The sequence below is a fragment of the Streptomyces sp. NPDC002784 genome (assembly GCF_053592135.1).
The window spans coordinates 395027-408048 of record NZ_JBSFVD010000003.1 but is presented as its reverse complement, the minus strand read 5'-3'; the positions used below and the strand labels follow the sequence as shown (position 1 = coordinate 408048).

Sequence of the window (13022 nt, the reverse complement as noted above, 5' to 3'; positions counted from 1 at the left end):
GTCCGTGGAGGCTCCGCATGCAGGCATGGCAAGTGCACGAGAACGGCGAGCCGAGCGAGGTGATGCGGCTCGCGGACGTCGAGCGGCCCACCCCCGGCGACGGCCAGGTCCTGCTGAAGGTACGCGCCGCCAACATCAACTTCCCGGACGTGCTGATGTGCCGGGGCCACTACCAGGTCAGGCCGCCGCTGCCGTTCACCCCGGGCGTGGAGATCTGCGGCGAGACCGAGGACGGCCGCCGTGTCATCGCCAACCCCGCGCTGCCGTACGGCGGTTTCGCCGAGTACGCCGTGGCCGACGCCGCCGCGCTGCTGCCCGCGCCCGACTCGCTGGACGACGCCGAGGCGGCCGCCCTGCACATCGGCTACCAGACGGGCTGGTTCGGTCTGCACCGCAGGGCCCGCATCGAGGCGGGGGAGACGCTGCTCGTCCACGCTGCCGCCGGAGGGGTCGGCAGCGCGGCCGTGCAGCTCGGCAAGGCCGCCGGCGCCACCGTCATCGGTGTCGTCGGCGGCGCCGAGAAGGCCGCGGTCGCCCGGGACCTGGGCTGCGACGTGGTGATCGACCGGCGCGCCGAGGACGTCGTGGCCGCGGTGAAGGAGGCCACCGGCGGCCGGGGCGCCGATGTGATCTACGACCCCGTCGGCGGTGAGGCGTACACCCAGTCCACCAAGGTCGTCGCCTTCGAGGGCCGGATCGTGATCGTGGGCTTCGCCAGCGGCACCATCCCCAGCCCGGGGCTCAACCACGCGCTGGTGAAGAACTACGCGATCCTCGGCCTGCACTGGGGCCTGTACAACACCAAGAACCCCAAGCTGGTCCAGCACTGCCACGAGCAGCTCACCGAGATGGCCGCGCGGGGCGCCATCAAGCCGCTGATCAGCGAGCGGGTGCCGCTCGGCGAGGCCGCCGCCGCCGTGCAGCGGGTCGGCGACGGCGTCACCACCGGCCGCGTCGCCGTGCTGACGGGGGGAGCGGCATGACCGACGTCCGCCGTCTGACCCAGGAGTTCCTGGCCGTGCATCCGCCCGCCACCACCGAGCGCCTGGACTTCCTCAGGGCGCGCTTCGACGCGGGGCTCGCCTGGGTGCACTACCCCGAGGGCCTCGGCGGCCTCGGCGCCCCGCGCTCCCTCCAGGCCGTCGTGGACGCCGAGCTGGAGGCAGCGGGCGCCCCCGACAACAACCCCCGGCGCATCGGCATCGGCCTCGGCATGGCCGCCCCGACGATCCTCGCCTACGGCACGGAGGAGCAGAAGCGGCAGTACCTGCGTCCGCTGTGGACGGGCGAGGAGGTCTGGTGCCAGCTCTTCAGCGAGCCCGGCGCCGGATCCGACCTGGCCGCGCTCGGCACGCGGGCCGTCCGGGAAGGCGAGGACTGGGTGGTCAACGGGCAGAAGGTGTGGACCTCCAGCGCCCATGTCGCCCGCTGGGCCATCCTCATCGCCCGCACCGACCCGGACGTGCCCAAGCACGCGGGCATCACCTACTTCCTCTGCGACATGACCGACCCCGGCGTCGAGGTGCGGCCGCTGCGCCAGATCACCGGCGAGGCCGAGTTCAACGAGGTGTTCCTCACCGGCGTCCGCATCCCCGACTCCCGCCGCCTCGGCGCGGTCGGCGACGGCTGGCGGGTCGCGCAGACCACGCTGAACAACGAGCGCGTCGCCATCGGCGGCTCGCGGCTGCCCCGCGAGGGCGGCATGATCGGCCCGGTCGCCAGGACCTGGCGCGAGCGCCCCGAACTGCGCACCCACGACCTGCACCAGCGGCTGCTGAAGCTGTGGGTCGACGCCGAGGTCGCCCGGCTCACCGGCGAGCGGCTGCGCCAGCAGCTCGTCGCGGGCCAGCCGGGACCCGAGGGCGCCGGGATGAAGCTCGGCTTCGCCCGCCTCAACCAGGAGATCAGCGGCCTGGAGGTCGAACTCCGCGGCGAGGAGGGCCTGTTGTACGACGACTGGACCATGCGCCGCCCCGACCAGGTGGACTTCACCGGCCGCGACGCCGGCTACCGCTACCTCCGCTCCAAGGGCAACAGCATCGAGGGCGGGACCAGCGAGGTCCTGCTGAACATCGTCGCCGAGCGCGTCCTCGGCCTGCCCGCCGAGCCGCGCACCGACAAGGACGTCGCATGGAAGGACCTGGCCCGATGAGCGCACAGCCCGATCTGCTGTACTCGGAGGAGGAAGAGGCGCTGCGCGCCGCCGTCCGGGACCTGCTCGCCGACCACTGCGACGCCCCCGGCGTCATCGCGCGCACCGAGTCCGAAGCCCCGCACGACCTGGAAGCCTGGAAGGCGCTGGCCGACGGCATGGGCCTCGCGGGCCTGCTGGTGCCCGAGGAGCACGGCGGCCAGGGCGCCGGCCACCGTGAGGCCGCCGTCGTCCTGGAGGAGCTGGGCCGCGCGGTCGCCCCCGTGCCCTACCTCACCAGCGCCGTCGTCGCCACCGAGGCGCTGCTGGCCTGCGACGCCTTCGACCTGCTGGCCGAGCTCGCCGCCGGCCGCCGCATCGGCGCCCTGGCCGTCGCCCTGCACCTCGCTCCGGGCGCCCCCCACAAGGCCGTACGACTGGAAGACGGTGCCCTGCACGGGAAGTTGACCGGGATCGCGGACGCGGCCGTCGCCGATGTACTGCTCGTGCCCGCGGACGACGGCGGGCTGTACGCCGTGGACGCCGACGCCGTGACCGTCACCCCGCAGGTGTCCCTGGACCTGACCCGGCCCGTGGCGACGGTGACCCTGGCCGGCGCGCCGGGACGTCGGCTGGGGGACGCCGAGCCGGCCGTACGGCGGGCCCTGCGCGCCGGTGCCGGGCTGCTCGCCTCCGAGCAACTGGGGCTCGCGGAATGGACGTTGACCGAGACGGTCCGGTACCTGAAGGAGCGCAAGCAGTTCAACCGGCCCGTCGGCGGCTTCCAGGCGCTCAAGCACCGGCTCGCCCAGCTGTGGCTGGAGGTCGTCAACCTGCGGGCCGCCGCCCGCAACGCCGCCGGCGCCCTGACGGCCGGCACGGACGCCGATGTGGCGGTCGCCGTCGCCCAGGCGTACGCGGCATCCGTCGCCGTCCACGCCGCCGAGGAGGCGCTGCAACTGCACGCCGGTATCGGGATGACCTGGGAGCACCCGGTCCATCTCTATCTGAAGCGGGCCAAGGCGGACTCCATCGCCTACGGCACGGCGGGCGCCCACCGGGCGGCCCTGGCCGAACTCGTCGACCTCCAGGCCCCCTGACGCAGCCGGGAGTTCACCGGGCAAAGCCCGCCCTGCCTGGGGCGGGCTTTTGCGTGCGCCCGCGCGGGAGGAGTGAACGGGTGGCGGCGGTCCGGCCAACTCCTGGCACGGACAGGTCCCTTGCGGCCCGGACCGCTCCATACTCCCTGTGGTCCGGATCGGCCACAGGGAGGCAGACCATGGCGCTCATCACCCGTCGCAGAGCCCTCACCACCGTCGGCGCCGCACTCGCGGGCGTCGCCGCCCAGCCCGTCGGCAGTGCGTTCGCGACCGAACGCAAGCACCGCCCGCGCCCGTTGTGGCGCGCCCACGCCCACAACGACTACGAGCACCCGCGCCCGCTCCTCGACGCCCTCGATCACCGCTTCGGCAGCCTGGAGGCCGACATCTTCCTGGTCGGCGACCAGCTCCTGGTCGCCCACGACCCCGAGGACCTGGACCCCGCGCGCACCCTGGAGTCCCTCTACCTGGACCCGCTCGCCGCCCGCGTCAAGGCCAACCACGGCTCCGTGTACCGCGGTTACCGCAGGCCGCTCCAGCTGCTCATCGACCTCAAGACCGAGGGCTCCTCGACGTACCTCGAACTCGACCGGCACCTCAGGCGCTACAAGCACCTGTTCACCACCTACGCCCACGGCCGCGTCTTCCCCGGACCCGTCACCGCCGTGATCTCCGGCCACCGCGCCGCCCGCGTCCCGATGGAGGCGCAGACCGTGCGCCGCGCCTTCTACGACGGCCGGCTCGCCGACCTCGGCAGCGCGGCCCCCGCCTCCTTCATCCCGCTGATCAGTGACAACTGGACCAACCACTTCACCTGGCGGGGCGCCGGCGCCTTCCCCGACGCCGAGCGGCAGAAGCTGACGACGATCGTTCAGGCGGCGCACTCCCGCGGCCAGCGGGTGCGGTTCTGGGCCACCCCGGACCTCCCGGGCCCCGAGCGCGACGCGCTGTGGACCGAACTCGTCGCCGCCGACGTCGACCACCTCAACACCGACGACCTCGCGGGCCTGCGCGCCTTCCTGGAGGCGAACGACCGGGCGTGACACCACACGTTCGGCGGACAGGTCAGCCGCCCGGACGAACCCTCCGCTACGCCACACTTACGGCCGAACGCCGTGAACCGGACGTGACGGCGTGGCGGAGGAGGTTGACGATGGCGATTTCCATCTCTGTGGTGCTGCTGCTCCTGATCCTTGCGGTGATCTTCCTGCGCAGCGGCGGGCTGAAGGTCTCCCACGCCCTGGTGTGCGTGCTGCTCGGCTTCTACATGGCCGGCACGAGCATCGCGCCCACGATCCAGAGCGGCCTCACGGCCACCGCCGGCATCGTCAGCGGTCTGCGGCCGTGAGGATTCAAGGGGTGACGATTCAAGGGGTGACGATTCAAGGGGTGACGATTCAGGGGGTGACGAAGACCCCGATGCCGTTCGGGACGGGGCGTTCCGCGCCGCCCGAGGGATGGTTGCGGACCGTGACCGCCGAGGCCCCCGGGTCCCGGGCGACCAGGGTCGAGGAGCCGCCGCCGTCCAGACTGAAGGCGTCGGCCGCACCCAACTCACGCAAGGTGTCGGCGATTTCGGCGATGGTCAGGCCGCGGTACGCCGGTCCGCCGTCCAGTGAGAACAGCAGCACCTGCCTCCCGCCACCCCCGACGCCCACGGCGCTGCGCACCGCCGAGGTGGTGTCGTCCAGGCCCGGCAGGGGCTGTCCGCCGGCGAGCACCGGGTACCCGCCGACCGCGAACCGGTACGGGATCCGCGAGTCGGCCGACACCAGCCGGTGCCGTACCGCCACCGGCTGACCCGTGACGTACTTCCGCAGCTCCTGCGCCCCCGCCTCCCGGCCCACCAGCACGGTGGTCCCCGGCTCGATGGGGCCGCTGCCCGGGACGTCGGCCGTCGACACCACCCGGCCGCCCCGGAGTGTCACCTCGTGGGTGTCCCCGCTGCACGGCGCCGCCCGCTCGGTGTCGGTGCCGCAGGTCGCGCGCACCCGGGAGACGGAACCCCACGTGGAGGTGAACGCCCCGACGGAATTCACCGGCAGCGCGTACTGGTTGAGCCCGCCGAGCCTCAACTGTCCGGTCACCGTGCGGATCGAGCCGTGCAGGGTCATGCCGTCGAGGCGGACCCGGCGGTCCACGCCCATGCCGACGACGTCCTCGGTGGAGGTGCCGGGCGGCAGCGCGGGCCCGAAGCGCTGACCGTTCGGCACGGCCGCCTTGAGCGTACGGCCGCTCGCCACGGCCGGTCCCACGCTCGCGCCGGTCGCCTCGACGCCCGGGTGCTGGGTCTCGGTGATGTTGAAGAAGTCGCCGTTGACCCCGGCGACGGCGCCCTGGGTGTCGGCCAGCCGGGACACGGGCTCCCGCGCGGCCACCTTCCCCGGGTACAGCAGGTCCAGCGAGACGCGCGGGTCGGTCAGGTCCACGCGCAGCAGATGGCCGTGCGCGGTGCCCCGGGCGCCCTCGATGTCGAAGTGCTCGTAGACGACACCCGGGGCGAGCCGGGTGCCGTCGGGAACGGCGTCGGCCGGTGCCGCCCCCGCCAGGGCGGTACCGGCCAGCGCACCGAGTGCGGTGAGAAAGGTCAGTGCTGTTCTGCCTGCCGCTAACCGCTTCTGAGGTTGGGTCACGCTTCCCCCTGAGGGCTTGTCAACTGTCCCAGGTCTCAGGGGAAGTGCATCAGACGGAGGCGGACGGCGGGACGGCTATGCGCCGACGACGCGAGAACGGATGAGGAAACGCACCCCCTCGGGTGCCTCCAGCGAGAAGCCGCTGCCCCGGCCCTCGACCACGTCGACGATCAGCCGGGTGTGGCTCCACGCCTCGTACTGGCCGCGGGACATCCAGAACCCGACCGGCTCCTGGACGCCCTCCACGTACAGCTCCGCGAGCAGCACGTCCGAGCCGCCGGTACGGAACTCGCCCTTCGGGTAGCACATGGGGGCACTGCCGTCGCAGCAGCCGCCGGACTGGTGGAACATCAGCGGGCCGTGCGCCGCGTGCAGCCTGCGCAGCAGTTCGGCGGCCGCGGGCGTGAGTTCGACGCGCGGGATCTCCTCGTACATGCCAACCATCCCCAGGGGAACCGGATCCGGACGGACCAGCAGACCACGGGGGAGGTTGCGAGAGGGTTGCAGGACCGCCGGGCCCCCTCGGCTAGGGGATCGCGTACGGCGTGAAGTGGGCCGGGGTGTGGTCGATCGGCAGATCGGGACGCCAGGCGGTCAACGCCTGGGCGCTGCACACGAACAGCTCCTGCGGCAGCCGGTCCAGGGCGTACCAGCGCCAGTCGCCGACCTTCTCGCCGGGCTGGTCGGCCGGGTCGCCCTGCCAGGCGGTGACCTCGGCGGCGACGGTGAGCCGTACCACCCCGTCGACCCGGTCCAGCAGGGTGCCGAGGAGGCGTACGTCCGCCGGGCGGGCCGTCAGGCCGGTCTCCTCGGCCAGCTCGCGCACGACCGTCTCCCGCAGCGACTCGCCGGGCTCCACCATGCCCCCGGGCAGCTCCCGGGTGCCGTGCCGGTGGCGTCCCAGGAGCAGGCCCCGGGGGCCGTGCAGGATCGCGCCGACGCCCAGGGCCGTCTGGGGGGCGGGCGGACGGGGGGTGCGGGGGCGGGAGGAGACACGGTCCGGGGGTGTCATCGGGCTCCGGGCTTTCGTGGAAGGGGGTCCTGGGAGAGGTCTTCTGGGCAGCTCTCTCCAGGTAGGTATTTTGACATACCTATGATGCGCTACATATAGTCGGAGGGTGACCCCCTCCAGCGCCCCCGGCCGGGACCTCGACCGCGTAGCCGCCGTGCTCGCGGACCGCGTGCCCGCGCTGCACCGTGCCCTGGACCGCCGGGTCGCCGCGGAGTATCCGCACCCCAAGCCGCCCGAGGGGCAGCTCGCGCTGCTGCGGTTCGTCGCGCAGCGCGAGGGCGCCACCGTGCGCGAGGCGGCTGAGGCGCTGCTGATGAAGCCGAACAATGTCAGCACCCTCGTCTCCCAGCTGACCGAGCGCGGGCTCCTGGAGCGCCGGCCGGACGGCACCGACAAGCGGGTCGCCCACCTCCATCTCACGGCCACGTCCCGGCAGCGGCTCGCCGCGGTGCGCGAGCTGGAGGCCACGTACCTTCGCCAGGCGCTGATGTCCCTCACCGAGGGCGAGAAGGACGCGCTGGGCTCCGCCCTGGGCGCGCTCAACTCCCTGACGAACCGGCTCCACTCCGCCGTCCGCTGAGCGGCCGGCGCGCCCCGGGAGGGGCGTGACGCCGTCGGTTCACCCCCTCCGTGGGCCTCCCTTCCCTCCCTTCCCTCTTTCTCCGCACCCCCTTTTCGAAGAGAAGGCTCCTCCATGCCGTCCACATTCGTGGATCACTCCACCCTGCCCGCGTCCGGCAGGGCCGCAGCGGCCGCGGGCCGTCGCGCCAACCCCTGGCTGACGCTGTGCGCCGTCGCGTTCGGCCTGTTCATGGTGCAGCTCGACGGTTCCGTCGTCGCCATCGCCAACCCCGCGATCGGGGAGGCGTTCGACGCCGACACCGCCCAGCTCCAGTGGGTGACCAACGCCTACCTGCTCGCCCTCGCCGCCACCCTCATCCTCGGCGGCAAGCTCGGTGACCGCTTCGGGCGGCGCACCTACTACCTCGTCGGCGTCGCCGGGTTCACCCTCGCCTCGGTCGCCATCGGGCTCTCCGGGTCCATCACCGGGGTGATCGTCTTCCGGGCGCTCCAGGGCGTCTTCGGCGGACTGCTGATGCCCAACACGCTCGGCCTGCTGCGGGCGGTCTTCCCGCCGCGGAGGTTCGGCATGGCCGTCGGCATCTGGGCCATGGTCTCCGCCGTCTCGACGGCGCTCGGCCCGATCGTCGGCGGTCTCCTCGTGGAGCACGTCAGCTGGGAGTCCGTCTTCTACATCAACGCCCCCATCGGCGTCGCCGCCCTGCTGTTCAGCATGTTCGTGCTCCCGCAGAGCAAGAACTGCACCGGTCACCACCGCTTCGACGTCCCCGGCGTCCTGCTGCTCGCGGCCGGACTGCTCTGCGTGGTCTTCGGCGTGGTCAAGGGCGAGAGCTGGGGCTGGACCTCGGCCGGCACCTGGGCGGCCGTCGGGGCGGGCGTGCTCGTCCTGGTCCTGTTCGGCTGGTACGAGACCCGGGTGGCGCACCCGCTGCTGCCCATGCGGCTGTTCCGCAACCGGTCCCTGACCGTCGGCGCGATCATCACCGCGCTCAACTTCTTCGTCATGCTCGGCGTGATCTTCTTCGTGATGCTCTACCTCCAGAACGTCCGCGGCTTCACCCCCGTCGAGGCGGGTGTGCGCACCCTCCCGCTGAGCCTGGCCTCGCTGGTCGCCTCCCCGCTGGGCGCGGTTCTCACCCAGCGCCTGGGCGCCCGCGTGACGATGCCGCTCGGCATGGTGCTCCAGGCCGCCGCCTGCTTCGGCATGCTCACCTGGCAGACCGACTCGTCCTACGCCACGATGTGGCCGCCGTTCGTGGCGCTCGGTCTCGGTGTCGGCATGGTGCTGTCGGCGTCCTCCGACGCCATCGTCGGCAACGCCCCCGTCCAGGACGGCGGGGTGGCGGGCGGCCTCCAGGCCACCACCCTCCAGATCGGCGGCGCCCTCGGCACGTCCGTGCTGGTCTCCGTGATCAGCGCCAAGGCGGGCGCCACGCTCACCGGCGAACTGACCGGGGCGGGCGTCCCGTCCGCCCTGGCCGACCGGCTCCAGGAGGCCAAGGACGCGGTGGCGATGGGCATCGCACCGGTCTCCGCCGACATGCCGGCGGGCGTGCGGGCGGCGGTCGTGGAGGGCAGCGGGCAGGCGTTCCTGAACGGCGTCCACGCGGCCGTGGTGCTGACCGGTGCGCTGTGTCTGGTGGGCGCGGCCGTGGCGGCGGCCGGTCTGCGGCGCCCGGCGAAGTGAGGGAACGGGCACGGTCCCGCGGGGCCGTGCCCGTTCGTCCATGCGGACCCGGCCGGGCATTCCCCGCCCGTTCGCACATCTGAGCCCGGAATAGCATTCTCCGCGCCGGAGCAGATACAGCACGATGACCGAGCACCCGCTTCTTCCGGAGAACGCGTCCTGGCCCGCCCGCCGAGCACTCGCCCGGTGGGCCCGCACCATCACGGAGGCCCGCTGGTTCGCGCTCACCGTCCTCGTCCTGATCCTCGCCAACGCCGCCCTGCTGGGCGTGGAGACCTACCGCGGCCTCGCGGCGGACTGGGCCCAGGGGCTGCGGACCGCCGAGCACGTGTGTCTGGCCGGCTTCACCGCCGAGATCGCGCTGCGCGCCTGCGCCCACGCCGACCGCCCCCGTGACTTCTTCCGCGACCCGTGGAACCTCTTCGACCTGGCCGTCGTGGGCTGCGCCTTCCTGCCGTTCGTCCGCGAGAACACCACGGTCCTGCGGCTGCTGCGGCTGGCCCGCGTCCTGCGCACCGCCCGCTTCCTGCCCCAACTGCGCATCGTCATGGTCGCGGTGGGCCGCAGCCTGCCCGGCACGGTCAGCTTCCTGCTCGTGGGCGCCCTGCTGCTGTACGTCTACGCCATGGTCGGCTGGCTCCTCTTCGGCCACCACGACCCCGAGCAGTACGGCTCGATCGGCCGGGCCGTGCTCACCCTCTTCCTGCTGATGACCCTGGACGGCCTCGGCGAGGCGGTCCACGCCGGCCTGGAGGCGACGCGCTGGAGCATCGTCTACTACGCGTCGTACGTGCTCATAGCCTCGTTCGTGCTGGTCAACGTGCTGATCGGGGTGGTGATCAGCTCGCTGGAGGAGGCGCGGGAGATGGAGCGGGAGCAGCGGGACGACACCCCGCCCGCCGACCGGGAACTGCGCAGCCGTATCGCCGCGGCGCGAAGAGCCCTCGACGAGCTGGAGGCGAGCCTTCCGGCGCAAAACCGCTCGACGCGTCGCCGGCCCTGTGCCTAGGGTGATCATTGCGGCATCGCGTGCCGGTCACCGGCTGGGTGAGGCATGGAGGTTCCGCGGAGATGCCCGTGGAGGCATTCCCTTGGCAGTCGAGTTCAACCACACCATCGTTCTCTCCCGCGACCGGGAGAAGTCCGCCCGTTTCCTCGCCGACATCCTCGGCCTCGAAGTCGGCGCACCCGGCGGGCCGTTCCTGCCCGTCGTCACCGCCAACGGCGTCACGCTGGACTTCATGACCGCCGGTGCAGACATCCCGGTCCAGCACTACGCCTTCCTCGTCTCGGAGGCGGAGTTCGACGAGATCCTCGCCCGGCTCGTCGCCGGGCGCGTGCCCATCCAGGCCGATCCGCACGGCAGGCACCCGGGCCGGATCAACCGCAACGACGGCGGCCGGGGCGTGTACTTCCTCGATCCCTCGGGGCACGGCCTGGAGGCCTTCACCCGGCCCTACGGCTCCGACCCGGCCTCCGAGCTGAACGGCGTGACCGAAGAGGTGCCCGGCGCGACCGTGAACTGACCGTGCTGTGAAGGAGGCGGCAGATGACCGGCCCACCCCGCGACCCGACCGGGACCTTCGAGACGGAACGGTCCGCGGAGATCGTCGCCGCCTCCTTCGCCGGCGCCCCGGACGCCCGCCTGCACGAGATCCTCACGTCCCTGGTCCGGCACGCCCATGCCTTCGTCAAGGAGGTGGGGCTGACCGGCGAGGAGTGGGCCGAGGGCATCCGCTTCCTCACCGAGACCGGACAGCGGTGCGACGCCACCCGGCAGGAGTTCATCCTGCTCTCGGACGTGCTCGGGGTGTCGATGCTGGTGGAGTCGTTGGACAACCCGGCCGACGGGCAGTGCACCGAGGCGACCGTGGAGGGCCCCTTCCACCTGATCGACTCGCCCGAGCGGGAACTCGGGGAAACCATCGGCGTGGGCGGCGAGCCCTGCCTGGTCACCGGTCGGGTCACGGACACCTCCGGGGCACCGGTGGCCGGGGCGCGGGTGGACGTGTGGCAGGCCGACGCGGACGGGTTCTACGACGTGCAGCGGCCCGGCGAGGTGCCGGACCGCAATCTGCGCGGCCTGTTCACCACCGACGGTGACGGCGGGTTCCGGTTCCGTACGGTCGTTCCGCGCCATTACCCGATCCCCACCGACGGCCCGGTGGGCGCCCTGCTGCGGGCGGCCGGCCGCCACGCCAACCGGGCCGCGCACATCCACCTGCAGGTGTCGGCGCCGGGGTTCCGCACCCTGACGACCCATCTGTTCGCCGACGACTCGCCCTACCTGGACTCCGACGCGGTGTTCGGCGTGAAGGCGAGCCTGATCCGCACGTTCGCCCGCGTCGACGATCCGGGACGGGCCGCCGAGTACGGCCTGCCGAACCCTTTCCGCCATGTGGACTTCCCGGTCACCGTCCGCCGCGAGCCGGGTATGTAGTGTTCATGCCACGGCCATGTCCCGGCAAGTGACCCGCCCCCACCCGTCACACGCGCCGGGAAGGCTGCGAGCCGCATCCGATCATGAGCCGAAGGAGCGTTCGCGTGCCCGAGCCCCGTACCCGCCGACCGTACGTCTTCCTGATGACCGCCACCCTGGTGGCACTCGCCGTGACCCTGCCCGCCCAGGCAGGGGCGTCGTCCGGTCTGCCCGAACTCACCCCCCGGGCCGAGACCGCGCCGCTCTACGACGACGAGGCGGGCGGCAACTCCGACGCGGACGACCCGGCGATCTGGCGCAACGCCGCGGAGCCCGGCCGCAGCCTGGTCGTCGCCACGGCCAAGGAGGGCGGCCTTCGGGTCTACGACCTCGACGCGCGCGAGATCCAGTCGCTGCCCGCGCCGGCCGGCCCGACGTCCGAGGACGCCCCCGGACGCTTCAACAACGTCGACCTGGTGCAGGGCCTGAAGCTGTCCACCGGCCGCGCCGACCTCGCCGTCACCAGCGACCGCGGCAACGACCGGCTCCGCTTCTACCGCATCGACCGCGACCGCGCCGGCGGCCCGCTCACCGACGTCACCGACCCGGCCGCGGCGCCCGTCTTCTCCGCCGACCAGGAGGAGATCAACGACCAGCGCACCGCGTACGGCCTCGCCACCTGGACCGACCGCGCGTCGGGCCGCTCGTACGCCCTGGTCAGCCGCCGCGAGACCACCAGCGTCGCCCTCCTGGAACTGCTCCCCACCCGCTCCGGGACGGTCGGCTACCGCAAGCTGCGGACCATCGACCTGCCCTCGTCCTTCACCCTGCCCGACGGCACGTCCTGGACCCCCTGCCTGGAACCCGGTGAACTGCCCCAGGTGGAGGGCATGGTGGTCGACCCCGCGAACGGCGTCCTCTACGCGGGCCAGGAGGACGTCGGCATCTGGCGGCTGCGCGCCGACCTCACCGGCACGCCCCGGCTGATCGACAAGGTCCGCGAGTACGGCGTCCCCGGGACCTACGACGAGGCCACCGAGGAGTGCACCCCGGGCGCCGACCCCGGCTACGGCGGCACCCGCCTGTCCGCCGACGTCGAGGGACTGACCCTGCTGCCCGAGGCCGACGGCGACGGCTATCTCCTCGCCTCCAGCCAGGGCGACAACACCTTCGCCGCGTACGACCGTGAACTGGCGGACCACAACGAGTACGAGGGCGGCTTCCGGGTGACGGCCGCCTCCGCGACCCTCGACGGATCCGAGGAGTGCGACGGAGCGGCGGTCCTCAACGCCCCGCTCGGCCGCCGCTACCCCAACGGCCTCCTCGTCGTCCAGGACGGTGCCGAGACCCCGCGGGGCGACGACCGCGCCGCCACGGGCTTCAAGTTCATCGACCTCGCGGACGTCCTGACGGCCCTGGACGACTGACGCACGGGGCGCCCGGGGATCCCGGGCCCCC

The 13022-nt window shown here is 72.8% G+C and carries 13 protein-coding genes and 1 pseudogene; 11 read left to right on the top strand and 3 right to left on the bottom strand.

The window, feature by feature from the left end; translation table 11 throughout:
* Positions 1–17 precede the first annotated feature (17 nt).
* The 5 genes from ACWD1Z_RS09090 to ACWD1Z_RS09070 all read left to right on the top strand — a co-directional run bounded on the left by ACWD1Z_RS09090 (position 18) and on the right by ACWD1Z_RS09070 (position 4579).
* The gene (locus tag ACWD1Z_RS09090; protein WP_451116892.1) at positions 18–983 is read left to right on the top strand and encodes an NADPH:quinone oxidoreductase family protein; all 966 of its coding nucleotides are present in this window, start codon (positions 18–20) and stop codon (positions 981–983) included.
* Positions 980–2152 carry an acyl-CoA dehydrogenase family protein gene (locus ACWD1Z_RS09085; RefSeq protein WP_451116890.1) on the top strand — a complete coding sequence of 391 codons (1173 nt, stop codon included), beginning with the start codon at positions 980–982 and terminating at the stop codon, positions 2150–2152. The genes ACWD1Z_RS09090 and ACWD1Z_RS09085 overlap by 4 nt, the downstream gene beginning before the upstream one ends.
* Complete coding sequence (locus ACWD1Z_RS09080; RefSeq protein WP_451116888.1) at positions 2149–3231, top strand: acyl-CoA dehydrogenase family protein; 1083 nt, start codon at positions 2149–2151, stop codon at positions 3229–3231. Before ACWD1Z_RS09085 ends, ACWD1Z_RS09080 begins: the two co-directional genes overlap by 4 nt.
* Positions 3232–3410: 179 nt before the next feature.
* Positions 3411–4274 (top strand): phosphatidylinositol-specific phospholipase C/glycerophosphodiester phosphodiesterase family protein, encoded by an 864-nt coding sequence (locus ACWD1Z_RS09075; RefSeq protein WP_451116886.1) that lies wholly within the window; start codon positions 3411–3413, stop codon positions 4272–4274.
* Positions 4275–4384: 110 nt separating this feature from the next.
* A complete protein-coding gene (locus tag ACWD1Z_RS09070; protein ID WP_451116885.1) occupies positions 4385–4579 on the top strand; it encodes a hypothetical protein in 195 nt (64 codons plus the stop codon).
* Between the two features lie 49 nt (positions 4580–4628).
* Here the strand turns inward: ACWD1Z_RS09070 and ACWD1Z_RS09065 are convergent, their stop codons facing one another.
* The 3 genes and pseudogenes from ACWD1Z_RS09065 to ACWD1Z_RS09055 all read right to left on the bottom strand — a co-directional run.
* Positions 4629–5864, bottom strand: a complete 1236-nt coding sequence (locus tag ACWD1Z_RS09065; protein WP_451116883.1) for a phosphodiester glycosidase family protein — start codon at positions 5862–5864, stop codon at positions 4629–4631.
* Positions 5865–5939: 75 nt separating this feature from the next.
* Complete coding sequence (locus tag ACWD1Z_RS09060) at positions 5940–6299, bottom strand: DUF779 domain-containing protein (protein WP_451116881.1); 360 nt, start codon at positions 6297–6299, stop codon at positions 5940–5942.
* Positions 6300–6390: 91 nt separating this feature from the next.
* Positions 6391–6867 (bottom strand): annotated as a pseudogene (locus ACWD1Z_RS09055) (nucleotide triphosphate diphosphatase NUDT15); the annotation flags it as partial.
* 115 nt (positions 6868–6982) lie between these two features.
* Between ACWD1Z_RS09055 and ACWD1Z_RS09050 the strand changes: the two are divergent.
* From ACWD1Z_RS09050 to ACWD1Z_RS09025, 6 genes are all read left to right on the top strand, one after another.
* Positions 6983–7456 carry a MarR family winged helix-turn-helix transcriptional regulator gene (locus ACWD1Z_RS09050; RefSeq protein ID WP_451116880.1) on the top strand — a complete coding sequence of 158 codons (474 nt, stop codon included), beginning with the start codon at positions 6983–6985 and terminating at the stop codon, positions 7454–7456.
* A gap of 114 nt (positions 7457–7570) precedes the next feature.
* Positions 7571–9145, top strand: a complete 1575-nt coding sequence (locus ACWD1Z_RS09045) for an MFS transporter (protein WP_451116878.1) — start codon at positions 7571–7573, stop codon at positions 9143–9145.
* A 124-nt stretch (positions 9146–9269) separates the two neighbouring features.
* A complete protein-coding gene (locus tag ACWD1Z_RS09040) occupies positions 9270–10154 on the top strand; it encodes an ion transporter (RefSeq protein WP_451116876.1) in 885 nt (294 codons plus the stop codon).
* A gap of 82 nt (positions 10155–10236) precedes the next feature.
* A complete protein-coding gene (locus ACWD1Z_RS09035) occupies positions 10237–10671 on the top strand; it encodes a VOC family protein (RefSeq protein ID WP_451116875.1) in 435 nt (144 codons plus the stop codon).
* Between the two features lie 23 nt (positions 10672–10694).
* Positions 10695–11585 carry a dioxygenase family protein gene (locus tag ACWD1Z_RS09030; RefSeq protein ID WP_451116873.1) on the top strand — a complete coding sequence of 297 codons (891 nt, stop codon included), beginning with the start codon at positions 10695–10697 and terminating at the stop codon, positions 11583–11585.
* Positions 11586–11689: 104 nt separating this feature from the next.
* Positions 11690–12991: a phytase gene (locus ACWD1Z_RS09025; RefSeq protein ID WP_451116871.1), complete on the top strand. Its 1302-nt coding sequence runs from the start codon at positions 11690–11692 to the stop codon at positions 12989–12991.
* The last annotated feature ends 31 nt before the right edge of the window (positions 12992–13022 follow it).